At 63.6% G+C, this 25,778-nt stretch carries 28 protein-coding genes; 5 read left to right on the forward strand and 23 right to left on the reverse strand.

Features of this window, described 5'->3' with window-relative positions:
• Positions 1–53: 53 nt before the first annotated feature.
• From ACSYDV_RS10035 to ACSYDV_RS10125, 19 genes are all read right to left on the reverse strand, one after another.
• Positions 54–272 carry a DUF2274 domain-containing protein gene (locus ACSYDV_RS10035; RefSeq protein ID WP_438323668.1) on the reverse strand — a complete coding sequence of 73 codons (219 nt, stop codon included), beginning with the start codon at positions 270–272 and terminating at the stop codon, positions 54–56.
• Positions 269–1,489, reverse strand: coding sequence for a TraB/TrbI/VirB10 family type IV secretion system protein (locus ACSYDV_RS10040; RefSeq protein ID WP_438323669.1), 1,221 nt, complete (start codon positions 1,487–1,489; stop codon positions 269–271). The genes ACSYDV_RS10035 and ACSYDV_RS10040 overlap by 4 nt, the downstream gene beginning before the upstream one ends.
• Positions 1,486–2,493 carry a P-type conjugative transfer protein TrbG gene (gene trbG / locus ACSYDV_RS10045; protein WP_438323670.1) on the reverse strand — a complete coding sequence of 336 codons (1,008 nt, stop codon included), beginning with the start codon at positions 2,491–2,493 and terminating at the stop codon, positions 1,486–1,488. Before trbG ends, ACSYDV_RS10040 begins: the two co-directional genes overlap by 4 nt.
• Complete coding sequence (trbF, locus tag ACSYDV_RS10050; protein ID WP_438323671.1) at positions 2,490–3,173, reverse strand: conjugal transfer protein TrbF; 684 nt, start codon at positions 3,171–3,173, stop codon at positions 2,490–2,492. The genes trbG and trbF overlap by 4 nt, the downstream gene beginning before the upstream one ends.
• Before the next feature lie 6 nt (positions 3,174–3,179).
• A complete protein-coding gene (gene trbL, locus ACSYDV_RS10055; protein ID WP_438323672.1) occupies positions 3,180–4,472 on the reverse strand; it encodes a P-type conjugative transfer protein TrbL in 1,293 nt (430 codons plus the stop codon).
• Positions 4,469–4,741 carry a putative entry exclusion protein TrbK-alt gene (gene trbK-alt, locus ACSYDV_RS10060; protein ID WP_438323673.1) on the reverse strand — a complete coding sequence of 91 codons (273 nt, stop codon included), beginning with the start codon at positions 4,739–4,741 and terminating at the stop codon, positions 4,469–4,471. The genes trbL and trbK-alt overlap by 4 nt, the downstream gene beginning before the upstream one ends.
• A gap of 6 nt (positions 4,742–4,747) precedes the next feature.
• On the reverse strand, positions 4,748–5,446 hold the full coding sequence (trbJ, locus tag ACSYDV_RS10065) for a P-type conjugative transfer protein TrbJ (protein ID WP_438323674.1): 699 nt from the start codon (positions 5,444–5,446) through the stop codon (positions 4,748–4,750).
• The gene (gene trbE / locus ACSYDV_RS10070) at positions 5,443–7,875 is read right to left on the reverse strand and encodes a conjugal transfer protein TrbE (protein WP_438323675.1); all 2,433 of its coding nucleotides are present in this window, start codon (positions 7,873–7,875) and stop codon (positions 5,443–5,445) included. The genes trbJ and trbE overlap by 4 nt, the downstream gene beginning before the upstream one ends.
• Complete coding sequence (locus tag ACSYDV_RS10075; RefSeq protein WP_438323676.1) at positions 7,872–8,144, reverse strand: VirB3 family type IV secretion system protein; 273 nt, start codon at positions 8,142–8,144, stop codon at positions 7,872–7,874. The genes trbE and ACSYDV_RS10075 overlap by 4 nt, the downstream gene beginning before the upstream one ends.
• Positions 8,144–8,476 carry a TrbC/VirB2 family type IV secretion system protein gene (locus ACSYDV_RS10080; RefSeq protein ID WP_438323677.1) on the reverse strand — a complete coding sequence of 111 codons (333 nt, stop codon included), beginning with the start codon at positions 8,474–8,476 and terminating at the stop codon, positions 8,144–8,146. The genes ACSYDV_RS10075 and ACSYDV_RS10080 overlap by 1 nt, the downstream gene beginning before the upstream one ends.
• Positions 8,473–9,456 carry a P-type conjugative transfer ATPase TrbB gene (gene trbB, locus ACSYDV_RS10085; RefSeq protein ID WP_438323678.1) on the reverse strand — a complete coding sequence of 328 codons (984 nt, stop codon included), beginning with the start codon at positions 9,454–9,456 and terminating at the stop codon, positions 8,473–8,475. The genes ACSYDV_RS10080 and trbB overlap by 4 nt, the downstream gene beginning before the upstream one ends.
• Before the next feature lie 146 nt (positions 9,457–9,602).
• A complete protein-coding gene (locus ACSYDV_RS10090; RefSeq protein ID WP_438323679.1) occupies positions 9,603–10,022 on the reverse strand; it encodes a CopG family transcriptional regulator in 420 nt (139 codons plus the stop codon).
• The gene (locus ACSYDV_RS10095; protein ID WP_438323680.1) at positions 10,019–12,022 is read right to left on the reverse strand and encodes a conjugal transfer protein TraG; all 2,004 of its coding nucleotides are present in this window, start codon (positions 12,020–12,022) and stop codon (positions 10,019–10,021) included. Before ACSYDV_RS10095 ends, ACSYDV_RS10090 begins: the two co-directional genes overlap by 4 nt.
• Positions 12,023–12,035: 13 nt before the next feature.
• A complete protein-coding gene (locus ACSYDV_RS10100; RefSeq protein WP_438323681.1) occupies positions 12,036–13,766 on the reverse strand; it encodes a relaxase/mobilization nuclease domain-containing protein in 1,731 nt (576 codons plus the stop codon).
• A gap of 259 nt (positions 13,767–14,025) precedes the next feature.
• A complete protein-coding gene (locus ACSYDV_RS10105) occupies positions 14,026–14,706 on the reverse strand; it encodes a lytic transglycosylase domain-containing protein (protein ID WP_438323682.1) in 681 nt (226 codons plus the stop codon).
• Positions 14,703–15,260: a S26 family signal peptidase gene (locus ACSYDV_RS10110; RefSeq protein WP_438323683.1), complete on the reverse strand. Its 558-nt coding sequence runs from the start codon at positions 15,258–15,260 to the stop codon at positions 14,703–14,705. The genes ACSYDV_RS10105 and ACSYDV_RS10110 overlap by 4 nt, the downstream gene beginning before the upstream one ends.
• The gene (locus ACSYDV_RS10115; protein WP_438323684.1) at positions 15,257–15,775 is read right to left on the reverse strand and encodes a DUF2840 domain-containing protein; all 519 of its coding nucleotides are present in this window, start codon (positions 15,773–15,775) and stop codon (positions 15,257–15,259) included. Before ACSYDV_RS10115 ends, ACSYDV_RS10110 begins: the two co-directional genes overlap by 4 nt.
• A gap of 204 nt (positions 15,776–15,979) precedes the next feature.
• Positions 15,980–16,873, reverse strand: a complete 894-nt coding sequence (locus ACSYDV_RS10120) for a replication initiator protein A (protein ID WP_438323685.1) — start codon at positions 16,871–16,873, stop codon at positions 15,980–15,982.
• A gap of 5 nt (positions 16,874–16,878) precedes the next feature.
• The gene (locus tag ACSYDV_RS10125) at positions 16,879–17,145 is read right to left on the reverse strand and encodes a helix-turn-helix transcriptional regulator (protein ID WP_438323686.1); all 267 of its coding nucleotides are present in this window, start codon (positions 17,143–17,145) and stop codon (positions 16,879–16,881) included.
• A gap of 232 nt (positions 17,146–17,377) precedes the next feature.
• Here ACSYDV_RS10125 and ACSYDV_RS10130 point away from each other — a divergent pair, with 232 nt between their 5' ends.
• Positions 17,378–18,532 carry a hypothetical protein gene (locus ACSYDV_RS10130; protein ID WP_438323687.1) on the forward strand — a complete coding sequence of 385 codons (1,155 nt, stop codon included), beginning with the start codon at positions 17,378–17,380 and terminating at the stop codon, positions 18,530–18,532.
• 65 nt (positions 18,533–18,597) lie between these two features.
• Here the strand turns inward: ACSYDV_RS10130 and ACSYDV_RS10135 are convergent, their stop codons facing one another.
• A complete protein-coding gene (locus ACSYDV_RS10135; protein ID WP_438323688.1) occupies positions 18,598–19,377 on the reverse strand; it encodes a DUF2285 domain-containing protein in 780 nt (259 codons plus the stop codon).
• A gap of 148 nt (positions 19,378–19,525) precedes the next feature.
• Positions 19,526–19,774 carry a DUF2285 domain-containing protein gene (locus tag ACSYDV_RS10140; protein ID WP_438323689.1) on the reverse strand — a complete coding sequence of 83 codons (249 nt, stop codon included), beginning with the start codon at positions 19,772–19,774 and terminating at the stop codon, positions 19,526–19,528.
• Between the two features lie 233 nt (positions 19,775–20,007).
• Here ACSYDV_RS10140 and ACSYDV_RS10145 point away from each other — a divergent pair, with 233 nt between their 5' ends.
• Positions 20,008–20,226 (forward strand): helix-turn-helix domain-containing protein, encoded by a 219-nt coding sequence (locus ACSYDV_RS10145; RefSeq protein ID WP_438323690.1) that lies wholly within the window; start codon positions 20,008–20,010, stop codon positions 20,224–20,226.
• A 115-nt stretch (positions 20,227–20,341) separates the two neighbouring features.
• On the opposite strand, the gene ACSYDV_RS10150 is transcribed toward ACSYDV_RS10145, so the two are convergent.
• Positions 20,342–21,187 (reverse strand): DUF932 domain-containing protein, encoded by an 846-nt coding sequence (locus ACSYDV_RS10150; protein ID WP_438323691.1) that lies wholly within the window; start codon positions 21,185–21,187, stop codon positions 20,342–20,344.
• Between the two features lie 263 nt (positions 21,188–21,450).
• Here ACSYDV_RS10150 and ACSYDV_RS10155 point away from each other — a divergent pair, with 263 nt between their 5' ends.
• From ACSYDV_RS10155 to ACSYDV_RS10165, 3 genes are all read left to right on the forward strand, one after another.
• A complete protein-coding gene (locus ACSYDV_RS10155) occupies positions 21,451–22,674 on the forward strand; it encodes an MFS transporter (RefSeq protein WP_438323692.1) in 1,224 nt (407 codons plus the stop codon).
• 39 nt (positions 22,675–22,713) lie between these two features.
• Positions 22,714–22,989, forward strand: a complete 276-nt coding sequence (locus ACSYDV_RS10160) for an HU family DNA-binding protein (RefSeq protein WP_438323693.1) — start codon at positions 22,714–22,716, stop codon at positions 22,987–22,989.
• A 116-nt stretch (positions 22,990–23,105) separates the two neighbouring features.
• Positions 23,106–24,944, forward strand: coding sequence for a competence protein CoiA family protein (locus ACSYDV_RS10165; protein WP_438323694.1), 1,839 nt, complete (start codon positions 23,106–23,108; stop codon positions 24,942–24,944).
• On the opposite strand, the gene ACSYDV_RS10170 is transcribed toward ACSYDV_RS10165, so the two are convergent.
• Positions 24,925–25,716, reverse strand: a complete 792-nt coding sequence (locus ACSYDV_RS10170; RefSeq protein ID WP_438323695.1) for an alpha/beta fold hydrolase — start codon at positions 25,714–25,716, stop codon at positions 24,925–24,927. The genes ACSYDV_RS10165 and ACSYDV_RS10170 overlap by 20 nt on opposite strands.
• Between the last annotated feature and the right edge of the window lie 62 nt (positions 25,717–25,778).

A 25,778-nucleotide genomic window follows, 5' to 3' on the forward strand; every position in this document is an offset into this window, starting at 1 on the left:
TCGATGGGAAAGCGCGGTTCAAGCGGTTCATGGGGCACTGAGCGCCGGGACTGCTATCGATCCGAACGGCGCTGGCGCGCGAAAGCCCGGTCTGTTGCCATGAACCGGGCCAGCATGGGAGCTACCAGCTTGTCGGGCGACACCGCCTGCTCGCTCTCCGACGCCAGCACCTTGGCATAGGCGACGAGGTCGCGATGGACCGCAGCGGGCAATTCCACGCTGATCCTGACCGGCCTTTCATCGGCGATCGGGCCGAGTTTCAGTTTTGTCATCGGGACGCTCCCACAGGTTCAAGCACAAGATCGCGGGTGATGATGATCCGCATCGGATGGCCGGGTCGTATCGTCAGTGTCGGCTGCACGTTGAGTTGCTGGCGGACGAGCTGCTGGCCGGTCTGGTTGACGGTATCCTGCGTGCCACGCCGCAAGGCCCGGACCAGCGGGTCATCGCCTTCTGCGACCAGCTCTGTGCCAATGCCAAGAATGGTCGAGATGGCGGCCGCCTTGAAAAGATTGCCCCAATGGCGATTCACACTGTCCTGCAACCCGGCAAAGCCCGAGGCATCGGCCCCCGGCTGGCGCTCCAGCGTGATCGATCTGCCGTCGGGCAGTATCAGCCGATCCCATGCCAGCAAAACCCGCGACTGACCGGCGGTGATTTCGCTGTCATACTCACCGATCAGCCGTGACCCTTGCGGGATCAGCAGGATGCGTCCGGTCTGGCTATCATAGACCGACTGCGTCACCTGCGCGGTGATCTGGCCGGGAAGATCCGAGCGGATGCCAGTGATGAGCGCCGCCGGGATGACAGTGCCGGACTGCAACATATACGGCGAGACCGGCGATGTGAGCCGCTCGACGCTGGCGGTTTGCTGACGCGCCGCCTGCGTCATGAAAGCCCGCTTGGTCGTCTGGTCGGACGGAGCAGCCTGGGATGCTTCCCCAACTGCCGCGCCCGAAGCGATCGGGGGAGCTGGCATGGCCTCAACTGTGCCTGCCATGCCGGCATTTGCCTGCCCTCCACCAAGGAACAGACTGGCGGTCCGGGCGGCGTCACGCTCCTGCATTGCTCGCTGCCGCGCGGCCTCGGCAGCGTCCGGGCGATTCAACGTGGCTCCCATCTGCGGAACCGGCACATCCGTACCACGCTGCTGTGCTGACAATATGGGGCGGCCAAGATCGCCGGGCAAAGGCGGCCCCAGCTTGGGCACCTGGCTGTAATCCTTCGGTCCAGCGCTGATCGTCTCGGCCGTTGCGCGGCCTTCCGTGCTGTAGAGCTCTTTCGCCTCGCGGGGCGCCGCAGGCTTCAGGGCATAGATCAGCGATCCGCCAATCCCCAGGCCGGCGACCACGCCCAGGATGGCCAGCGTCTTGCGGGACAGACGCATGACCGTGGGGACCGGCGTGCGCAGGCGAAACGGCTCCGGGTTAGGCGACGGCGCCTGTGGCGAAGTCGGTTCTGGCGCGTGTGCGGCTGGTTCCGTGGTCATCGCCGCGTCCTCCCACCATCCTCGCGGATGATGCGAACCCGCTGCTCGCTTCGCTTGCCGCCCAGTCGCAGTTCGGCGATGGAAAAGAGCCGGTCGACGATCATGAAGCGCCCTTGCACCCGGTAATTCACCAGCTCGGCGTCGCCCTTGGTGCCGACCAGAAACAGGGGCGGCATCTCGTCCTGAGCAATCGTGGCCGGAAACTCGATGAACGCCTGGCGGCCATCATTGAAGGCGCGGAGCGGTTTCCACGCCACCCTGTCCCCCTCGATACGATAGCGAAAATCGAGCGCGGCAACGTCGATGGCGTCCGCTACCGGGGCGATCGCCGCATTGGTCGCGGCCGCCTTGCGCAAGGCGATGAGCTGGTCCTGCGGATAGGTCCAACTCAGCGAGGCCATATAGGTCGAGGGCGTCGCACGCAGTTCGACATGATAGGTCCGACGATCCGTATTGATGACGAGATTGGTGAAAATGCCCGGTCGGGTGGGCTTCACCAGGATATGCACCCGCTGGCTTGCCCCGGTGCCGCTGATCGTATCGCCGATGATCCAGCGTGCGGTGTCGCCCGCCGCGACCGGCCCCGCACCCACGAGTTGCTCGCCCTCCTGCAAGGCGATGTCCGTTACCTGACCCGGCGCAGCATAGAGCTGATAGAGAGCGCCATCGGCATAGGGATATTGCTGGATGGCATTGAGATAGCCGTCCTGGCTCGGCTCCACGCGGGCTGCGGCATTGGCGGCGTTGACCCGCCGACCGGGATCGGTCGGCTCGGGTAGCGGCAAGCTCGATGGCATCGGCTTCAACTGGCCCGGCAATGGCAGCGGCTGAGGCACGGACACGATCTCGACCTGGCGTTCGGGCGCCAGACGGTCGGCTGCAATGGCGATCGGCACATCTACCGGCTTTGAAGCCGGCCGGGCGTTCCCGACTGATGCCATGCCGATAGTGGAGACGGATATGAGCATCGCGACGGCGGCACGATGGATATGGGGGCGCATCATTGCGATAGCTCCTTCGACCAGTTGAGGGCGTTGACGAACACCCCGAGCGGATTCTTGCGCAGAGCGTCGGGCGTGCGCGGCTGCTGGATCACGATGGTCAGGATGGCGGACCAGCGCTCGGTCGCCACAAGGCTCCCATCCTGATAACGGCGCTCCGTCCATGCCACGCGGAAGCTGTCACCCGACGCACGGATGACGCTCGAAACATCGACGGCAACCTGTAACTTGCCGACATTGGCGAACGGGTCGTTGGCCCGCGCATAATCATTGAGCGCCAGCGCCCCCTTGTCGGTGGCGAAGTCATAGGCGTGCAGCCAGTTCTGCCGCACGATGACCGGATCAGCCGGGATCGAACGGACCTGCTCCATGAACCGGGCGAGATGAAAGGCAATCTGCGGATCGGTCGGACGATAGCCGGCATCCGCCGGCGCAACGGCCTGTGCCTCACCGAATCGATCGACCTGTACGACCCAAGGGACGATGGTGCCGTGCGCCGATTGCCAGACCAGCCCGGCGGCAAGGCCGCCCGACAGGGCAAGGCAGCCGAAAAAGGCCAGACGCCAGTTGCGGGCCTGCACACGGGCCGAGCCGATGCGGTCGTCCCAAGCCTGCGACGCACGTTGATAAGGGGTGACGGGCTCGGGGGCTTGCCCGTAGCGAATGGATGGTCGTCGGAACATGATGGATCAGTCCTTCTGGGAGATGTCGGGTCCGCCACCGCCGCCATGGCTGTCCCCGGCCTTTACCGTGTGGGCAGCGACGCTGGCGCCGTGGGACATGGCCTGGCGATGCTTCATTGCCGCCGCCCATGCTGGCGGCCCATTGGGCGATGGCTGGCTGGCGGAGGGTGTCGCGCCGTCGCTCAGCACGGAGCGACTGCCTGCCTGATAGCTGGCTTTCACCGAGGCAGCGGCCTTGCGTAGCGGGGACATGGCTGCGCCACCGGCAGCGCGGGCGACACCGCCCACGCCGCCAGCTACCGCCGAAGCGCCGCTCTTGCCTGCCGAACCCAGGACATAGCCGCTGGCCGCGCCGCCCGACGCAAATGCTGCGCCTTTGGCGGTTCCACCCACCGCTCCGGCGATGGCGCCGCCGCCAAGCCGGGCAGCGGCGGCACCGCCGACCAGTGCGGCGCTTGCCCCAAGGGCCGTGCCGGCTGCGGCGCCAGCGCCAAGCTGCGGGCCGCCAGCGACGATGCCATTGGCGATGCCGGGGCCGAAGATGGCGAGGCCAAGCAGCGACAGGGCTGCAAGCGCGATGGCCATGACTTGCTGGAAATCAGGCTCGGTGCCCAGATTCGCGCCGGTGAACTGGCTGAACAGGGTCGTGCCGATGCCGGTAATGACGGCCAGGACCAGCACCTTGATGCCGGTGGACACGATATGGCCCAGCACTTTCTCGGCCATGAAGGCGGTGCGGCCCCAGAAGGCGAATGGCAGAAGCACGAAGCCCGCCAGCGTCACCAGCTTGAACTCGATCAGGGTGATGAAGACCTGGACCGCGATGACGAAGAAGGCGAGCACGACGATCAGCCAGGCCAGCAGCAGGACAATGATGAGGGCGAGATTGGCGAACACCGACCAGAGGCTGTTGAACTGGCCGATGGCGTCCATCATCGGTTCTGCCGCCGTCAGGCCCGTCGCGGCCACGCTGCCGGGCTTCATGAAATCTGCCAGAGCCATGGAATTGCCCGCAGCCTTCAGGCCAAGGCCCGCAAAGCTCTCGAACAGGATGGTCGCGAGCGTCGAGAAATTGCCGATGATGAAGGCGAAGACGCCGATATAGAGGGTCTTCTTGATGAGCCGTTGCAGGACATCCTCGTCCGCACCCCATGCCCAGAACAGGCCGGCGATCGTCACGTCGATTGCGATCAGCGTAGAGGACAGGAAGCCGACCTCGCCGCCGAGCAGACCAAAGCCGCTGTCGATATAGCCGGTGAATACGCCCAGGAACGTGTCGATGACGCCGGTGTCGTTCATGGCCGATCAGCCTTTGTGCGGTCGCGGCCGAAGAAACGGCGACGATTGGCTGCCCATGCTTCCTCGCAGCCCGCGTCAGGCATGGTGATGGTCGCGCAGCGCGCCATCTCTCGTTGCAGTCGTTCTTCCAGCATGACTGGTGACGGCGGAGCATCGATGGGAGCAGGCGCACGGTCGGCAAAGGCTGCCATGATCGCAACCGCCATCATGATGCCCGACAGCGCGGCGATGACGGCGATCCGGCCGGTGCGCGAGGATAGGTACGCCATGGAGCCTCAGTTGCCCATGAACCGGCGAAAGCGTTCACGGCCCTCGGCTTCCTCGGCCGAATGCCGGGCGGCATCGAGCGTCTGGGCACGGCTCTGGGCGGAGACGACGGCCGTAAGGTCGGCGATCTGCTGGGACTGGAGCGCCAGCAACTGGTTGCCGGCCTGTGCTGCCTGAAGAGCGCCGGTCGCGGACTGGCTGGCGGATACAAGGCTGTCCATCGAACCGCGCGTGCCGTCGATATTGCCGATGACGCTGGCCTGGGTCTTGAGCGAATCCTCGAAGGCGCCGACACTGTCTTCCCACCGCTCATTGGCGTTGGCGACCATCTGCGCATGCGTGCCCGCCAGCGCCGTTCCCTTGTACCGCGCGGTGAAGGCCTGCTGGACGTTCTGTACGTCATAGGCGATCCGCTGCGCCTGCCCCAGCAGTTGCTGGGTCTGGCGGACCTGTTGCTGAAGGGCATTGAGCGTCGAGAGCGGCAGGCTGGTGAGATTCCTCGCCTCGTTGAGCAGGCTGGTCGCCTGATGCTGGATCGACTGGATCTGGTTGTTGATCTGTTGCAGCATTCGCGCCGCCGTCAGAACATTCTGGGCATAGTTGCTGGGATCATAGACGATCAGCGCCGATGCAGGCTGGACTGCCATGGTTGCGACGAGAGCAGGAACGGCGATCGTCAATGCGAGCCGGGCGATGGATCGGTTCATGGCTTGGTCTCCTCGACTGGTGGGGGAAGAAGATCGGCCGCCCAATCGAGCCCGCGATGCCGCAGCCAGTGCGCGGCGAAATTGGTGCGGCCATGGGTATCGGTGATCGCAGATATTGCCGTCTGGTCGGATCGCGAGGATGCGGCGGTAAATGCCAGCGCGACCTCGCCCAGCCCCAGTTCGAACAGGCGATTGCCGCCGCGAGACTGGCAGTAATAGTCCCGCTTGGGCGTTGCCCGGCCAAGGATCTCGATCTGGCGGCCATTGAGCCCGAAACGGGCATAGATCGCCGCGATTTGAGGCTCCGAAGCCCGCTCATTGGGCAGGAAGATGCGGGTGGGACAGCTTTCGATGATCGCTGGTGCTATGCTGCTCGTCTCGATGTCGGCGAGGCTCTGGGTCGCAAAGATGACGCTCGCATTCTTCTTGCGCAGGGTCTTGAGCCATTCGCGCAACTGGTTGGCGAAGGCCAGACTGTCGAGGACAAGCCAGCCTTCGTCGATGATGATGAGCGTCGGCGAACCATCGAGGCGTGCGCCGATACGGTGGAACAGGTAGGACAGCACCGCAGCCGCCGATCCTGCGCCTGCCAGCCCCTCGGTCTCGAACGCCTGCACATCGGCATCGCCCAGCCGCTCGGCTTCGGCGTCGAGCAGCCGGCCCCATGGTCCACCCAGACAATAGGGTGCGAGCGCGGTCTTGAGGTGCTGGGACTGGAGCAGCACCGCTAGTCCGGTCAGCGTGCGCTCCCCATGTGGTGCGCTGGCCAGCGAACCGAGCGCCGACCAGATATGCTCTTTTACCTGTGGATCGACGCCCACGCCTTCGCTGGCAAGCATCGCCGCCAGCCATTCAGCCGCCCAGGCGCGTTCGGCAGGATCGTCGATTCGGGCGAGCGGCTGCAACTGGACCGCGTCGCCATCTTCGGACAGGCCGCCGCCCAGATCCTGCCAGTCGCCGCCCATGGCCAGCGACGCGGCGCGGATCGATCCGCCGAAGTCGAACGCGAAGACCTGCGCCCCGTCGTAGCGGCGGAACTGCATCGCCATCAGCGCGAGCAGGACCGATTTGCCCGCGCCGGTGGGGCCGACCACGAGGCTATGGCCGACGTCGCCTGCATGAAGGGAAAACCGGAACGGGGTCGAGCCTTCGGTCTTGCCGTAGAGCAAGGGGGGCGCTCCGAAATGCTCGTCCCGTTCCGGCCCCGCCCACACCGCCGATAGCGGGATCAGGTGGGCGAGATTGAGAGTGGAGACCGGCGGTTGCCGAACATTGGCGTAGACATGGCCCGGCAGGCTTCCCAGCCATGCCTCGATCGCGTTCATGCCCTCGGGGATCACGGTGAAGTCGCGCCCCTGAATGACCTTCTCGGCCAGTCGCAGTTTTTCGGCAGCGATAGCGGGGTCGCGATCCCAGACCGTCACCGTCGCCGTGACATAGGCAAGGCCAGCATGATCGGCACCCAGCTCCTGAAGGGCGAGATCGGCATCGGCAGCCTTGTTGGAGGCATCGCTGTCCAGCAGCGCGGATGCCTCGTTGGTCATCACCTCCTTCAGGATGGCGGCGACGGACTTGCGCTTGGCGAACCATTGCCGCCTGATCCGGGACAGCACTTTGGTTGCGTCGGTCTTGTCGAGCATGATCGCGCGAGTGGACCAGCGATAGTCGAAGGCGAGCCGGTTCAGCTCGTCGAGCAGGCCGGGAAAGGTGACGGTCGGGAATCCGATGACCGTCAGCGTCCGCAGGTGATGCTCGCCCAGCCGGGGTTCCAGTCCGCCCGCCAAGGGCTCGTCAGCCAGGAGGGCATCCAGATGCATCGACGTCTCTGGCACACGCACCCGCTGTCGCCGGCTCGACACCGTGCTGTGCAGATAGGTCAGCGTGTCACCATCATCGAGCCAGGCGACTTCGGGTACGAAGCCCTCGACGAGATTGAGGACGCGATCGGTGCGATCGACGAACCCCTTGAGCAGTTCATGGGCATCGACCCCGCTGCCGGTGCGCCCCTCATAGAGCCAGCTTTCGGCGCGGGCGGCGTCCTCGGCCGGGGGCATCCACAGCAGGGTGAGATAATAGCGGCTCTCGAAATGGGTGCCTTCCTCATGGAACTGCTCGCGCCGCTCCCGATCGACCAGTGCAGAGACAGGGTCGGGAAAGGTGCCGGCCGGATAGTCCAGTGCCGGTGAACGCTGGGCCTCGACGAAGATGGCCCAGCCCGAACCCAGCCGGCGCAGCGCGTTGTTCAGGCGGGCCGTGGTGGCGACCAGTTCGGACGGCGTCGCGCTGTCGAGGTCGGGGCCGCGAAAGCGTGCGCTGCGCTGGAACGAGCCATCCTTGTTGAGGACGACGCCATGTCCGACCAGCGCGGCCCAGGGCAGGAAATCGGACAGGTGGGCGGCGTGGCCGCGATATTCGCGCAGGGACATCATGGCTGCATCCAGACGGGATATTTGAGGTGCCGCCGGGCGACATCCACGAACTGGGGATCGCGGCGTGCGGCCCAGACCGACAGGGCATGGCCGATCGCCCAGATGACGATGCCGGCCAGCCATAGACGCAGGCCGAGGCCGATCGCGCCTGCCAGCGTCCCATTGACGATGGCGAGCGCACGCGGTGCGCCGCCCAGCAGGATCGGCTCGGTCAACGCGCGGTGAACTGGCGCGTGATAGCCGGGGACAGGTTCGATGCCTTCCAGCATCAGACCAGCGCCCCGCCGCCGAAGCTGAAGAAAGACAGGAAGAAGCTGGATGCCGCGAAGGCAATCGACAGGCCGAAGACGATCTGGATGAGCCGGCGAAAACCACCGGAGGTATCGCCAAAGGCCAGCGTCAGGCCGGTCACGATAATGATGATGACCGCGACGATCTTGGCGACCGGCCCCTCGATGCTTTCGAGAATGCTCTGCAAAGGCGCTTCCCACGGCATGGACGATCCCGACGCATGGGCAGGCACGGCCATGGTCAGGGCGATGACGCTGGCGGTGGCGGCAAGCATGGTGCGGCGGGTGCCGGACGCGAAGGCACGGATCATGATGGATCTCCTTGATTGTCGGGGGTGAAGCTGATGAGGCGGTAGTCGCCGGTGCCGGGGTCGAGGCCCTCGACGCGGGCCAGTTCGGCAAGGCGGCGGCCATGGCCATCCCGCACAAGCACGGCGATAAGGTCGATCGTCTCGGCGAGCAGCGCACGCGGCACGGTGACGACCGCTTCCTGGATGAGCTGTTCCATCCGGCGCAGCGCGCCCATCGCCGTCCCGGCATGAATGGTGCCGATCCCGCCTGGGTGGCCGGTGCCCCATGCCTTCAGGAGGTCGAGCGCCTCGGCGCCGCGTACTTCACCGATGGGGATGCGGTCGGGCCGCAGGCGCAGCGAGGAGCGCACCAGATCGGAGAGCGAAGCAACGCCGTCCTTGGTCCGCATGGCCACGAGATTGGGCGCGGCGCATTGGAGTTCGCGGGTATCCTCGATCAGGACGATACGGTCGCCGGTCTTGGCCACCTCGGCCAGCAATGCATTGACCAACGTGGTCTTGCCGCTGCCGGTACCGCCTGCGACGAGGATATTGGCCCGAGCCGAAACCGCCTGACGCAGCGCGGCGGCATGGTCTGCCGACATGGTCCCGGCACGGGCATAATCGTCGATGGTGAACAGCGCGACGGCCGGCTTGCGAATGGCAAATGCCGGTGCCGCGACCACGGGTGGCAGCAGGCCCTCAAACCGCTCTCCGGTCTCGGGAAGTTCGGCTGATACACGCGGGTTTCGGGCATGGACCTCGACACCGACATGATGGGCAACCAGACGGACGATCCGTTCCCCGTCTGCCGGGTCGAGCATCTCGCCGGTATCGCTGATGCCCTGTCCGAGGCGATCGACCCATAGCCGCCCATCGGGGTTCAGCATGACCTCGATGACGCACGGGTCTTCCAGCCAGCCGCCGATCGCGGTCCCAAGCGCCGTGCGCAACATGCGCGCGCCACGGCTGCGTGCCTGGGATTGAACCGGATCGACCATCGAACAGACCCCTTGCGATGGGCCGGGCGATCGATCGCCCGGCGTCAGGGGCTCAGCAAGAGAGCCGGAAAATGGCTGGTTTCAACAGGCAATCGCGGCGAGCGCAGCATGGCGCAGAAAGAAAGGCTATGGCGTAGGCGGCCGCGTCAGTCCGGTGTTGCGGCCCGATCCTCGATGATCTCCTGGCGCACCTTCGGTCCTTTCGCGAGTCGGCGCCCCAAGGCCTCCATGAAGGCATCGTAGCGCTCCCCGCCCTGACGGCGAAGGATGGCCCGCTCGGATTCGGGCGGCGGCGGCGTGGAGTTCAGCCAGAAGCGGATGAACTGCGCCACCATCTCGACGCTGATGCCAAGATCGCGTTCGATCCGGTCAGTCCGCCGGTCGAGCCGATCGATGCGTCTGGTCAGCGCCGCTTCCATCTGTTCGCTGGCATCCGGTGACAGGAAGGAAGCGATGGCGGCCTCGGCCACCAGCGACAGGGATTTGCCGCGCCGGGCGGCATAGGCTGCCAGCGCATCCATGAGAGGCGGGTCCAGATAGACCGATAGCCGGGCCTTGTTGCTCATAGCTCGATCCCATCATCAGGATCGAGCGAGGCCTGCCGTGCAATTTCTTGCATCTGGCGGCGGACCGCTGCCTGTCGGGCTGCGTCCTGTTCGTCATCCGGTTCGTCAGGATCAAACTCATTGGCGGGCGCAGGCGCGGGCGGAATGACTGGCGCGACATCGACATGACGTTCGATCTCAGGTTCGCGGCGTATTCCGGCATTGTCTTCGGAACTGTCGGCAGCATCTTCGCCACTGGCATCGGCCGCGACGGCAGGCGGCGGCGCCGTGACCGGAGCAAGCTGGCTCCAGTCATCAGGCCGGGCTGATGTGTCCGGTCCTGCCAGTTCAGGCGGTGGCAGCACACGGGCGGCAAAGCGCTGGTCAGCATAATAGCGGGCCTTCTTCGCCCGGATCGGCTGTACGCCAGCGACCATGACGATTTCATCGTCGGGCGGAAGCTGCATGATCTCGCCGGGCGTCAGCAATTGACGGGCTGTTTCCGATCGCGAGACCATCAGATGGCCGAGCCAGGGCGACAGGCGATGCCCGGCATAATTCTTCATAGCCCGCATTTCGGTGGCGGTCCCGAGTGCATCCGACACACGCTTGGCGGTGCGCTCATCATTGGTCGCGAAGGACACGCGGACATGGCAATTGTCGAGAATGGCGTTGTTGGGGCCATAGGCCTTCTCGATCTGGTTGAGCGACTGGGCGATCAGGAAGGCCTTGAGACCATAGCCCGCCATGAAGGCCAGCGCGCTCTCGAAGAAGTCCAGACGGCCCAGCGCGGGAAACTCGTCGAGCATGAGCAGCATGCGGTGACGCGCGAGCGACGGATTCAGTTCCTCGGTAAGCCGCCTGCCGATCTGGTTGAGGATCAGGCGGATCAGCGGCTTGGTCCGCGATATGTCGCTAGGCGGCACGACCAGATAGAGCGTGACCGGCGCGGTTCCCTCCACGAGGTCCGCAATCCGCCAGTCGCAGCGCCGCGTCACCTGCGCCACCACCGGATCGCGGTAGAGGCCGAGGAACGACATGGCGGTCGACAGCACGCCGGAACGCTCGTTGGCCGATTTGTTGAGCAGTTCTCGCGCCGCCGATGCGACGACGGGGTGAACGCCCGCTTCGCCCAGATGCGGCGTCGTCATCATGGCGTGAAGCGTCGTCTCGATCGGCTGGCGCGGATCGGAGAGGAAAGCCGCAACCCCCGCCAGCGTCTTGTCGGACCCGGCGTAGAGGGTGTGAAGGATTGCGCCGACCAGCAGGGCGTGACTGGTTTTCTCCCAGTGATTGCGCTTTTCGAGGCTGCCTTCGGGGTCGACCAGCACGTCGGCGACATTCTGCACGTCGCGCACTTCCCATTGGCCGCGCCGCACTTCCAGCAGCGGGTTGTATGCGGCCGACGCAGCATTGGTGGGATCGAACAGCAGTACGCGCCCATGGCTCCCCCGGAAACCGGCAGTCAGGGTCCAGTTCTCGCCCTTGATATCATGGACGATGGCCGATCCCGGCCAGGTCAGGAGCGTCGGCACCACCAGCCCGACACCCTTGCCGCTGCGTGTCGGTGCAAAGCACAGCACATGCTCGGGACCGTCATGGCGCAGATAGTGGAGGCCGTGTTTGCCCAGGACGACACCGTCATCGCCCAGCAAGCCCGCTGAGCGAACCTCTGGCGGCGTCGCCCACCGCGCGGAACCATAGGTTTCCGCGTGTTTCAGTTCCCGCGCACGCCATACCGACATGCCGATCGCCACGATGATGGCGAGGAAGCCCCCCGATACCGCGATGAAGGCGCCAGTCTCGAAAATCTGCGGGGCGTATGCGTCGAAGGAGAACCACCACCAGAAGAAGGCTGGTGGCGGATAGATCGGCCAGTCGCCGATCCGCAGCCAGGGCTCGCCCAGTTCGGGCTGCCAGCCCAAAGCCGCGGCGGTCCATTGCGTCGCGCTCCAGATGGAGGTGAGCACGATCAGGAATATGGTGATGAGCTGGCCCCAGAGGATACGGGTGGCGGACATGGCTGTTCTCTCCCTACAAGCCGAGATTACGGCCGCGTCCCAGCGACCAGTCGACACCGCCATCGCCGCGCATGACGCCCGAGACATGCTTGCCGAGTTGACGATCCAGTGACGGCGTCCACGGCACGAGCTGGAATCCCAGGCCATCGTCGATCATCGCGAAGCGCCCGGAAGCCAGGGTCAGGCGCTGTCGCACCGTACCGGCGACATATTCACCCGTGGCGGAACCGGCATGCGGCAGGCCAGTCTCCGCTGACAGACGTGCTGCGGCGACTTCAAGGTCGCGCCGTTGCAGCGTGTCGAGGAGATTGCGGGCGAAGATGATGCGCTGTCCCTGACGCCGGGCCAATCCTTCCCCGACCAGATGGTCGCTGCGGGCCTCCATTGCGGCGCGCACTTCCATGCCGAAGCCGCCGCCCAGATCCTGGCTGTCGCCGGCGATGTTGCGGCGATCGAGCCATGTTGCGCCCGGCGCGCTTATCTGAGCCTGAAGGTCGAGGTCCGATCGAACCGCCAGTGCAGAGCGCTGCCGCCCGCGCCGATCCTCGAACCGGCGCAATTCCACGATCGCGCCGGGCCGGGCATCCCCTGTCGCTTCGAGATCGGGGAAGCTGACATGGTGGGTACGGCCATCGATCCCATCGACGATCGCATAGGCCGTGCCGGCCAGTTCATCATGCAGGCCGCGATCGACGAGCCGACCAATGACGATCTGGCCACCGTCTGCGTCGAGCGCATAGCTGCCAGCCCCGCGATCGATGCCGCGATCCGCCATCGCCTTGTGCATCCGCGTGATGATGTCGCCGCGCTCGCCCAGTTCGCGTAGCCGGGCCTCGGCATCTTCGGCGAGGGTCCATTGGCCGGCGCCGACCTCAATGGAAAGGCCCAGGCCTTCCAGTTTCCTGAGCCGGGCGATGCGCAGACCATGCAGGGCATCGGGCGCTTCGCCGGATGCGGGAGCCATGTCGACATGGCCGTCGCGGCGCATGGTGTTCGCCAGACCGCGATCGATGCGGGTCCAGCGCTCTGCTTCGACCTCCCGTTCGAGCGAGGCGATGATCTCGCGCTCGGTTCGTGGGCCGAGGTCACGGGTGGCGATGTCGCAGGCCTGCGCCCGCATTCCTTCGCGGATATAGTCTCGGGCGATGACGAGATTGCCGCCATCCTCCGCGATCCCGCGCACGATGACATGGACATGCGGATTGTCGGTGTTCCAGTGCTCGACGGCACGCCAGTCGAGCCGGGTGCCGAGATCCGCTTCCATCCGCCCCATCAGCTCGCGGGTGAAGCCTTTGAGGTCGCCCAAGTCATGGGCATCCTCGGGCGAGACGATGAACCGGAAATGATGACGATCATCCTCGCAGCGCGATGCGAACTCGGTTCGGTCCAGCCCGTCGCCTTCGGAGCCGAAAAGCTGGCCCCGTTCCCCATCGCGCGTGACGCCGTCGCGTTGCAGATAATTGAGATGGGCGGCGAGCGATGACCGCCCGCCATGACGAACGACGCGGGCCTTGATGACGATCTGGCGTGCATTGCCGCCAAGCCTGTGGATCGCACGGAGGCTAGAGGCCCGGCCGCGCCCGAAGGTCGAGCGGCCCGGCGAGATGATCCGGCCTGTCCGCGATACATGCCCACCGGCATGTTGGGCTGCCGTCAATGCCTGCGCGATGAAAGGGCGCGCCCGTTGCCCGCCCCGTGAGCGGATACGGCCAGGCCGCAGGCGGAAATGATCCTCGCCGATCATGGCCAATATGCCCGCGAGGTGCGGCAAAGGCGCACAAATGCTGGATTTCCGATTTCGCCATACTGTGCACCGCTCAGGCGCACCTCGCGGTTACGCGCCCATAAGCCTTGGGAAACAAGGCTCCGACCGAGGCTCGATGGCTCAGCACATCGCAGCCCTTTATCTTGCCCTCGCACCTTCCTCGATTTCTGTGCGGCTCTTTCTACGGAAATCCGCCAGTTTTCAGGGGTCGCTGGCCACTTCGGCATGATGGTGGCGGTCATCGCCGGGGTGTCCTGGACAGTGTGACAAAGACACTGTCCTGACGCGCGCCGTCGTCCTGACGTTTGGCATCCGATGCCTCTGCCTTGTCCCCGTCCGACGCCGGTGCGGGTGGCGCCGCGAACAGCGTTGCGCGGCGCCAGGCGAACGGGTCCGGCATGATGTCGATCGTGCGCATGGATGATGGACCGGGGCCAATGGCCGTCGCGATCTTCGCGACATAGGCGACCGTTTCAGCAGGCAGGGATTGCTTGCGGGCGACCCAGGCGTCTGCACGCTTTGGCCCGGCATTGTAGGCAGCCAGCATCGCGCTGACATCGCCATATCGGTTCCACATCATTCGCAGATAGGCCGCGCCCGCATGGATATTGGCGCGCGGTTCATAGGGATTCTGACCGAGGCCGAAGCGCGCGGTCAGCATTTGCCATGTGGCCGGCATGACCTGCATCAGTCCCATGGCTCCGGCGCTCGACAGGGCAGCGGGATCATTGCTGCTTTCTGCCCGCATCACGGCCTTGATCCACGCCTCGGGAATGTCGAAGCGTTGCGCGGCCTCTGCAATATGACGGGCGAACGGATGGGCCGCTTGATGTGGCATTGCTGCCGGCTCGGCGTGTGCTCGCTCGCTGATCGGCTGCGCGACCAGTGCCAGACCCAGCATCAGGATAACAGGCTTCATGGGTTTGATCCTCCCCATAGGAGCGGCGCCTGAGGTGTCGCGCGCGTGAGGATCGGCTGTGCGCGGCCGATCAGCGTCGATGTCGGAAGCGGGCCGAAATAGCGGCTGTCCATGCTGTCGGGCGCAGCGGGATTGAGCAGCACCACTTCACCCTGCGCCAATGTTCGGCAGCCCTGCCAGACGGGCAACGGGCGCGCTGCGCTATCATGGCTCCTCGCGCGCACTGCGAACCGTCCATCGACATGCAGTTCATCACCGAAGCGGCAGACCTGCTGTCCGGGCAGTGCGGCCACATGCTTGAGCAATGGCAGGCCACGAGGCAGGTAATCGCGTCGTGCGAGCCATGCTGCCAGGTGGTCGGGCGGTAGCACCGCAACCAGTTCACCCACCTTCGGGTGGCGATCGTCTTCGATACGATACAGCCCGATTGGTGCGCTCGCGCTGGCATTCCAGATTAGCCAAGGGCGCGGATCGAGCAGGACAATCGCCGCCGAGGATGCCGCGAACAGCATGGCTGTCAGCGTGGTCGCAAGAAGATAGCTGCGCCGGGTCATCCCTCGATCTCCCGGCGGCGTAGCCATGCGCGATGGCGCTCGGGCGTGTAGGCGCGCGGTTGCAGTCCGGCTGCAATCCGGTTGTGGACATGCCGCCAGTGATCGGGCGCCGCATCGCAGGGATCGACATCGGCCGCCTCGGTCGCATCAATGACGCCGAGCACCTGCGAAACCCTGGGCCACCCCTCCAGATGGAGCAGCAATTCCCCTCCCGGTCGCACGAAGGGAAGCGTCGAATGCGGCTGGCCACTGTCCACGGCGCGCAGGATGTCGATACGTGATCCAATCGTCCCATAGTCGTTGGCGACCCAGCGGACGAAAGCGAATATGGCGCCCGGCCGGAAGCCGACCACGCGCGTTCGCCGCGTCAGAATCTGGTCATGGGCGATCCTGCCGAAGCGAATCCAATGCTCGAACTTCCCCTCGATCCAGGTCAGTTCGACATGGGTGAGCGTCCTGCCACCAGGCGACTGAGCCGAGCGTGTCGTGTCGGCATTGGGCGGCGGCTCATGCATGGCGCCGCACCGTCGCGCAGGCCGGTCTGTCCACAGGGCGAAAAACGGTTAGGAAGAATATGAAATATTCTTCTCTATTAGCATGGTTAGAGGGCGGCCGATTTAGCGAGGATTTCTGCGGGTTTGCGAGCCATCTGCGTTCCTGATCGTCCGTGCCGCGCGTTCCCGATCGTCCGAACCGGGCTGTTCCTGATAGTCCGAATGTCATGGCAACTTATCCACAAGCCGAAGTCCGGTGCGGCGCATGGCCGCGTCGAGAGGATCTTCGGGGATCGGTACGAAGTTCAGCCGCTGACGGCCGAGCGCCTGTTCCAGAGTCAGGACATATCCCGGCAGCGACTGGCGCTGGACGATGGCCCGCAGCTCGAACGCAAAGCGCCGAAGCGGCGAGAGCACGCCTGACTTGAGGTAAAGGTGCGGAACATCGAAGCTCCAGCCATTGGCCTGACGCCCGCCATGCTTGCGCACGATCCGGTAAAGCCAGCGTTCCAGTCCCCCGGTCAGGTCGAAATAGGACCGGTCGATCGTGAGGACGAGGGCACGATCGAGCACGCCGGCATAGAACCAGTCCGGCACGATCAGTTCGATGCCCCGCGCGCGGCCCTTTTCGTCGGTCAGTTCCCGCCATTCGTTGATCCACGAGAAGCGGTGACGCCGACCCTGATGCTGCTGGCGGATCGATGTGGCGACGGTGGTGGATTGCAGCCGGTCGAGCGCTGCCTTCAGCCGCTCATAGCTTGCCTTGCCAACGCCGCGCCCGGTGAAGGCGAGGATTTCGTGCGGGGTGGTCATCATCAGCCGCGATGTCGGGCGGCCGGCATCGCGCGCTTCGACCAGTTGGCTTGCCGCCCAGATCAGCACGTCGGCGTCCCAGATGGTCGCCATGCCGTGTTCGGGCACAGCTTCGACCGAAATCCAGGTCGCTCCCATGCGGAAGTCGATCGGGGCGATACGCTTGGTCTTGGCGAGGCTGAAGAAGGGCCAGGACATGATGTCCTGAGCGTCGCGGGCCGCAAAATCGCCCGGTATCGAGCGGAACAGGTCGAGCTGGCGTCGTTCAACGCCCTTCTGACCGGACACGGATCGGGTCATGGTCATGATCGTCAGCGGCGCACGCAATGGTTCGGCACGCGCTTGGCGGGATGGACGATGCCGTTGCCGGGGTCGGACGTGGACGACCGCGTGCCGATCGTCGCCCAGGCGTCGAGGTCGTCAATGGCGTAGACGATGCGACCACCGAGCTTGCGATAAACCGGCCCGGTTCCATAGCAACGATGCTTTTCGAGGGTCCGAGCCGACAAGCCAAGATGCACGGCTGCGTCGGGCGTCTTGAGATAGCGTGGAGTGATAGCGGCGACGATCTCGCTCATTTTGGCATCTCCTGAGGAGCACCGACACCGTTTGGATGGTATCGGCCAACAGGAGGTCAGAATGGAGTGGGAGGCATGGGCTTAAGAAGGGACATGGTTTTCAGGTGCAATCCATGTCCCCTCATGGCGTAAGATATCGCAGGAAATCCTCTGCTACTTGCCGTTGACAATTTTCGCCGCGATTTGAGAACAAATTCAAAGAATCGATAATGCTCTATCTCGCAGGAAAACTATGGATCTGTTCAAACCGCTAATGCCGGAGAAGAAGCTTCACGCAAGCTTTCGCGCAGTTCTTGGTGACCCGATATATGCGCCGGTCATGCCGATCATCCAGGGGTGGGCCGATGGGCTGCTCGGGCGAAAAGGTGAAGGTCAGAAATTCATAAAGGAATTTCAGTCGACATTTAATTCTTCTATGTGGGAAATGTATTTAAATAAGACGTTGAAGGATTTGAATTTCAGCGTGGATTACTCAAAATCGGCTCCCGATTTCTGCATTACGACGCCAGATGGAGACAAGTTCAACATCGAGGCTGTCATCTCGGACAGGAACGGCAAAGCCACCCTCACGAGCGTCTCCGACAGCCAGGAATTCAAGCGTCGCAGCGCGTTGAAACTTATGGGCAAGATGAAGGACAAACTTGCCATATATCGGGGAGGTAATGGGAAGAAATTCCCATATTCGTCCCTAGACCATGTTCGGGACATTCCGTTTGTGGTCGCGATTGCGCCTTTCGACAGCGATCAATCTCTTATGCAGAACAACGAACTGATTAATCTCGTTTTGTTCGGAATAGATCCGCCTGCGCTTCCAGGAGAAGAATTTGGGCAGGACGGAAGAGTGGAAAAGCTCAAAACGACATCTGGCGCTGAAGTCGATGTCGGAATTTTCACAAACGATTCATTCAAAGAATTCAGCGCAGTCATATTTTCCACGGTTGGAACATTTGGAAAGGCTGTCGTCGAGAGCGGAATAAAGCGGATCGTTAGATCCACACATTATCGCGAAATCGACAAAGACCTATTGCCGGTTGGAGACCGTAGCTGGAACGTAGGGGAAAGGCGTTTTGTCGGGAAAGGCCTGGAATTTCTGGTTCAGAGCAGATTTGATTATGGATCTCAGATTGCTGGTTCCGATGTGCATATTCGTCATTCCGATCTGCATCGGGAAACGCATTTCGACGGTTTGCACATTTACTATAACCCCTATGCGCAAATTCCTTTCAATCCCGAAATTTTCTTCCCCGCAGAGATCACGCATAATTTTTACGATATTGAAGAAAAAACATCTGTCCATCGTCACCCTGATGGTGCGTTGGTTTCACGGCACCTATTTGATCCAACGATGACGAGCCTTCAGTTTCTTCTCCAGTCTTATGGATTTTGATGCGTTAGGTCCGTTATGCGCACGCTGTTTGATGTCGATCAGCGTCAAATGTGTCCATTGTCAGCTCACCCACCTCGAAGCAAACGAAGATAGCCGCCATCGCGAAGTTCGATTGCCTCGGCCAGCCATCGGCCGATCCGTTTGCGTTCGTTGCTTTCCACCCATGCCGCAGCGCTATAGCCGCGCACGGCAGCGTCAATCAGAATGGCTGCCAGTTCACGCCTGCTGGCGCCTTCTTCGCGTCCGTCCAAAGCGCGTAACAAATTCAGATGATGTGACCGTCGCGATGGCGGGAGGCGTAGCGCGGGCGGACCCGCGCACAAGCCCCGAATAAGGCGCCGCAACCGTTCCGCCGCCGCTATTGCTACTCCCAGCTCAGGACCGAGCGGCAGCAGGATTGAAAGAGGCCCGTCAGATGAGGCCAGCAACCAAATACGCGCATCACCGTCACGATCGGCAAGGATGATGTGCCGGTGCTGGCCGATTTCGAGTGACGCCCGCGCCGGGCCGAGGGCCGCCATATCCAGTGATGTGGATGAAGGTGCTTCGGGTGGAGGGCGACCCAGCATGATAACATCGGGTGAAAGCCCCGGACGGGTCACGACAAGTGCGGGATCGCAAGGCGATGCCGGATCGACATGGAATGTCGCGCCCCAGCGTCGCAGCAAAGCGGCGGTCGCTTCGCCCCCACTTGCCCGACCTTTCGCCACGCGCCGCAGCGCGCGCCGGTAATCCTTGCGATAGTCCGGGTTGCGCGAGGCATAGCCGATCGCAACATCAGAATATCCGGGGAGGCTGTCCTCAGTCCAATCGGCAGGGCAGCGCCAGTCGCTTTGCGGCGGCATTCTCCCCTCCCAGGTCGATGAACAATCGCGGCGTGCTAAATGCTTGCTGCCGATTCGCGCGCTGTCCACTGCCGTTCGTGAAGGTCAGGCATAGCGGCATGAGACGTGTCGAAGTGCTCGTGCCTGAGCGGAGTGGCGCCGAAAATCGTCAGAGAAGTTGCCGGTATCCAGCCTTGCTCATCCATCGTGCCCGCGCCAGGTGCGTGTCGTGAACGATCCGTGCTCGCTCGGGTTCGGCAGCGGGGTTGATGCCGAAAATGATCTCGACGGCCTCACGCCAGTCGGCCTTTTCCTCCGCTGCATCGAGCAAACGCCAGTAGGTCCGATGGTGGCGCTTATCGTAATCCGTAACGGTCGGGCCGTCCGGTGCGTGATCCTCAAAGGCGGCGACCGTCATGGCTATGCGCTTCCCAGCATTGCAAGATGTCCGATTTCGACCAGCCTATAGCACCATATTTGAGTGAGGTGATCCTGCCTTGGCGGCTATGATCCAGTCTGCCTCGGCGGAGAGGTCGGCGAGCACCAAGCAGGTGTCGCCAAGACGGCAAGGTCGAAAGCACCGCGCAATGCGATGCATTTACATACTATAGTTGATAAACTCAAAGTATGTAAATCCCGATCCTCAAACGCATGGACATGCGTAAACTGGTCGGCCGAAACTTTGCCCGCCTGCGTCGGGAGAAAGGCCTGACGCAGGAGGAGGTCGAGGCGAGGTCTGGATTCAGTCAGCAGTATCTCAGCAGTCTCGAACGTGGGCGTCGGAACCCGACCGTCATCACGCTCTATGAATTGTCGCAGGCATTGGGCGTCAGCCATGTCGATCTCATGGCACCCGACGACGAGGCCTGATTCTTCCCGGCTATACCCGCGAGCCGGGCATCGCCCGGCGAGCCGATTTTGCCCATTTCCGCGTTAGGATAACGAGCGGGCCGCATGGCATCGCCATACGGCCCGATGCCGGTCGTCACCCCGCCTTGATGCGCTGCATACCTTCGGCCAAGGTCCAGAGGGCGCGGTTCAGCGTTACATTCTGGTCGATGCCGTTGATGGACCGGGTCTGGCTGCGACGGATGCGGCCTTCAGCGTTACGCTTGCGACCATGCAACCCGCCACGGATCACATTCTCCTGAATCACATTGTAGGTGGTCCACAGGCTCGCCCCGACATCCTCGCGGCGGCGCGGATTGATGATCTGTTCAGGCATCACCGGGCTTTCCTCCTCGCCATAGCGGGCGACAAGGCTGGCCTCGGCGAGCACACGCTGCTCATCGGTCGATAGCTGCAAATCCTTCATGGCCGCGCTCGCATCGATCAGGCGCGGGAAGTCCTCCGCAACGGTATAGACGCCCTCGATGATGTCATGCTGGATATTGCCCTTGTGCGGCACGCGGACCTCCTCGAACCGCTCGCCCGCGACAAGGCTGTTGGTGCAGACGAACCGCAGCATTCCGGCGAACATCTGGTAGGCGCTGGTCCCGTCATGGCTGTTGACGATAATGACCTCAGCGGCCTCGGCCTTGCCGATACCCTCGTCGCGGCGCAGGCGTAGCATATGCTTGGCATGACCAAGGCGGCTGCCATCACGCGGGACCGACTGGACGGCGAAGAACGGGAACCAGCCTTCGCGGCGCAGGCCCTCCACGATGTCGATGGTGGGGACATAGACATAGCGGGCGGAACGGCTGTCATGCGCCTCACGGGCGAAGATGGACGGCACGTTGCGGAACAGGGCTTCATTGTCGAGCGGTTCGCGGCCCATGATCTGGTGCGAATTGCGGCCGAAACGGGTGGCGAGACGGTGATGGAACATCGGTCATTCCTTCCTTGGGTCTGGGTTTGCAGCGCAGCGGCGATGCCGCGCTGAAACCCTGCCCGTCGGCGAGACCGGGGGTGCAAGCGGAGCCAAGCCGCTTCGCGGGGAACCGGCTGCACGAAGGAAGCTGGGCGGAAGCGGCTTCGCAGCGCGCCAGGGGCAGCGCCCCAAGCACCGCGCCGAGATCAATCGGCGCCCACAGGGTTGATCCGTGCGTTAGCCCGGTCCAGTATTTGCGAACGACTCGCAAAAGGAATATCATGACGGGAATTGCGGAGACCGCCCCACACGCGCCAGCGGCTACTGGCTTCAGCCTGAAGCCGCTTATGTTCGAGACCTTCGTCTGCTCGATGGCGATGATGGCCTTCGTGGCGCTGGCCGGACCGATTGCCCGCGTCATCGGGCTGTCTCCATGGCAGGTGGGTGCGGCGATGACGGTGGCGGGGGTCGCCTGGATGGTGATGGCGCGCATCTGGGGTGCGGCCAGCGACCGACGCGGACGCCGCACTATCCTGCTGTTCGGCCTCAGCGGTTTCGCCATCGTCTATTTCCTGCTGTCGCTGTTTATCGACCTGGCATTGCGCACGGCGATGGCGCCGACATTGGCCTTCGTCGGCCTCGTGCTGGGACGCGGGATTGCCGGGGTCTTCTATGCTGCCGTGCCGGCCACCAGCACGGCGCTGGTCGCGGACCATGTCCCGCCGCAGGAGCGAGGCAAAGCCATGGCGGCCATCGGTGCGTCAAGCGCGGCCGGCATGGTGATCGGCCCCGGCTTCGCCGGCCTTGTCGGCCCCATCAATCTCAGCCTGCCGCTCTATCTGACCGCGCTGCTCCCGGCGGTTGCGCTGCTGGTGCTGTGGCGCGTGTTGCCTCGCCACGAACACCATGCCCCGCCCAAGGCCGATCCGCTCCGCCTGACCGACCAGCGGCTGCGCCAGCCGATGACGATCGCCTTCGTCGCGATGTTCAGCGTTGCCGTCGCGCAAATCACCGTGGGTTTCTTCGCGCTCGACCGGCTGCATCTCGATCCGGCGGGTGCGGCCAATGCGGCGGGTATCGCGCTCGCCGTGGTCGGCGTAGCGCTGGTGCTGGCGCAGGTCGTGCTGCGCCAGCTTGGCTGGTCGCCGATGCGGCTGATCCGTGTGGGGGCAGTCATTGGCGGCATCGGCTTTGTCGCCGTCACGCTGGCGAACAGCGCACCGCTGCTATGGGTCTGCTATGCGACAGCCGCCTTCGGCATGGGCTGGGTCTTCCCATCAGTGTCGGCCCTCGCTGCCAATTCGGTCGAGGCGCACGAACAGGGCGCGGCGGCCGGATCGATCGCTGCCGCCCAGGGGCTCGGCATCATCCTCGGCCCGATCGTCGGCACCTTTGTCTATACGATCGACAATGGCGCGCCATTTGCGCTGGTCGGCGTGATGCTGCTGGTCGCGGCTTTCTGGCGCGAGCGGTCATGCGGTGACGCCGGCTGCGGTTGTGGTTAGAGCGGCCGCCCAGGTTTCAACAACAAGAAGGATATTTTCATGAACAACAGCGATCTCGCCGAAAAGCTGGCCGGCGACCACGGCCTGACCAAGGCCGACACCAAGAAGCTGGTCGATGCCGTGTTTGCCGCGATCGGCGATGCGGCCACCAAGGGCGAGGAAATCTCGCTCAACGGCTTCGGCAAGTTCAAGGTCAAGGACAGCCCGGAGCGCGAAGGCCGCAACCCGGCCACCGGCGAGGCGATGACCATCAAGGCATCGCGCAAGCTCAGCTTCACGCCCGCCAAGGCGGTGAAGGACAAGCTGAACGGCTAACAACCGGAATGACGTGCTGCGTCCGGTTCAACCGGATGCAGCACTCAGCATTGCGACCGACAGCTCTTGCGCTACTCTCGCTCGGCTATGCGGACATCTCATCAGACTGAATTTTCATGACGGACGGTTGGCACCCCACGCAGGCGGTTGGGCCTGACGGCAAACGGGCTGACGTCAAGGATGTCGCCAACGGCTTGCGCTGTCGCTGCATGTGCTACGAATGCGGGCAGCCGGTCCTTGCCAAGCAAGGCCCTAAGGTGCGCTGGCATTTTGCCCACCACGCTCCCACAAATTGTCGGCCGACCCCGGAATCGGAGTTGCATTTCTTCGCCAAGACCTTGCTGGCGGAGAAGCTATGGCTGTGGATTCCTGCCGTTCAGGCAAAGGCAGCCGGACGGACGGAACCCATTTCGGACCGCCAGCAATATAGATTCTCGGGGGTAAAGGTCGAGAAGGCAGACGGCAATGTCCGGCCGGACCTGCTTCTTATCGCGGACCGTGGCAAGGTTCTGCATATCGAGATTTATGTCCGTCATCGTGTCGACCCCATCAAGCTGGAGAAACTCAGAGGGCGGGGCATTTCCTCGGTCGAGATTGACCTGTCGAAGCTCGATTGGGACGATCGCGGCGCATGGGACGATGCCATCCTGGAAACGGCACCCCGCGAATGGCTGCATAATGCCAGAGCGGCCAAGGTTCAGCAGGGCATGGAGGTTAAGGCAGCATCAGAAGCCAAGGCGAAGCAGCAGGTTCTGGATGCCGAATATGAGAAGATCGCGGCAATCTGGAACAAGGTCGAGACAGTCCGCGAAGAACCAGACGAGAATCTGACCGAGCAACATGGCCTGGCGTTGAAGCGCGGCTTTTCTCAAAGAATCGGCCATGCAGTGAAAGGGGCAGCATGTTTCCGGGTGCCGCCCGCCTATTGGCAAGCTCGGCTGGTGAACCGCTTTCTCTGGGATAAGGCGACCGCGTCAGCGGGCGTGTTCGAAACCAGTGATGCCCTCGCCTATGTCAGAGATCTCATATGGCCGGGCCTCGACAACCATATCTCCAAGGAGACATCGGCCCGGATGCAACGGGATTTCCCTGCATTTCAGGATCCCTGGCATGCTGTTCACAGCTATCTCAAATGGCTGAAGGACCAGCATTGGATGTTTTCCAAGCGGGTCGGCGGCAAAGAATGGCTACCGTCGAGCAGTGCCGTGCACCTTCGCAAGAAGCAGGAAGCAAGCTGGCAGCAGGAACGAGAGCGGAGGGAAGAAGTCACCGATTGGCTTGATATGATATTGTCGGACATCCCGGAGAACGAGACCACCGGCTTTGATCGGGCCGAATGGGTCGATTGGTTCGTGACCTCATATGATGAGGACGAGGCCCGTGCATTCCACGAAGCCATTTCTGGTATGGTGAGCGGACGGCACCTTGCCGATGATTTTCGGGGCCTGCCGTTGCTGGCGGAATATGAGCGCCAGGAGATCGCGCAGGAGGAGCGCCGGCTCCAAAAGGAGCGGGAACGTGTCGCCCGATTGGCGCAGGCGGAACTCAACAGGCGGATTTCGACGATCGAGGACAAGGCGTCGTCAGTGCTGGGCGAGTTGGCGCAAAATTGGCTGCTTGCAGCGAATACTCAGCTTGATGGTAAGGCACCGCTCGACCTTGCAACCCAGTCCGATGAAGGTTTGGCTCGTGCCACGTCGGAACTTGCGCGATTACACAACGAACGGCGTGAAGCCGAAGCCCGAGAAGCAGCGAAAGTGCGTCAGCAAGCCGCATTAGAGAAAAATCGGGAGGAGCTGGCGGACCTCGCCGGCAAACGGGCGCGTGATCCGGTGAGAGCCCAGCTTTGGTGCAGATCTCCGAATCCTAAGCTCGGCGGGCAGCGCCCGATCGATTATTGCGTGGATGATCGCGCGCTTCGGACCTGCAAGGACATCATGCCAGCATCTCTCTGATGGCCGCGACGATCACATCCGGCTCGGTCAGCGGCACGAAATGCCCTGAGCGCTCGGCAATTACATGACGGCCTGCGCGGGAAAGCTGCGCCCTCCGGGCATGGGCGGCATTCGCCTCGGCGCGCAGGGACGACGACATGCCAGCATCGGCCAGCCCGCCGGATATGACCGTCACCGGATAATCGACCGGCACGGCAGGCGCGCTGCGCAACTCGTTCATCGCCGTCACGAAGCCCGCAAGTTCCGCCCCGCGCGTCCGCATGGCGGCGGGCGTGAAGGCTTCGGCGCTGAACTCGGCTTCGAGCGCGGGCGGCAATTGCCTAAACTGGCCGCGATAGAGCCGTTCGAGCAGGCCCAGCCGCGCCAGGAGGCTGCTGGCATGCTGGACCACCTTCTCGAACAGCCGGAACCATGGCTTGAAGACGGTGTCGCAGCCTTCGTCGGAAGGATCGACCAGCAGCAGCCCGGCGATCCGCTGCGGGCGGTCGGCGGCGGCGAGCCGAACGATCAGCGCTCCTGCGCTATGCCCGACCAGAATGAACGGCCCCGGTCCCAGCGTATCGAGCAGGTCGCCAAGATCGTCCGCCATGCGCGCCATGGTCCGGGGACGACTGTCCGGCTTGCTCTGGCCAAGTCCCGCCCGGTCATAGACCACAACCTGCGCGAACCCGGCGACCAGCGGCACCACCAGCCCCCAATTGGATCGCGGCGCGGCCAGCCCGCCCTCGAATATCACGACTGGCGTGCCGGGCGGGCTTTCGCCGCGTGTCATGGCATGCAGACTGCGCCCGTCGCGGGTTCGGACAGGATGGACGGTGCCGAGCGGATGCCCGC

It is taken from the genome of Sphingopyxis selenitireducens, assembly GCF_051550705.1.
In the GTDB taxonomy this organism is placed as follows: domain Bacteria; phylum Pseudomonadota; class Alphaproteobacteria; order Sphingomonadales; family Sphingomonadaceae; genus Sphingopyxis.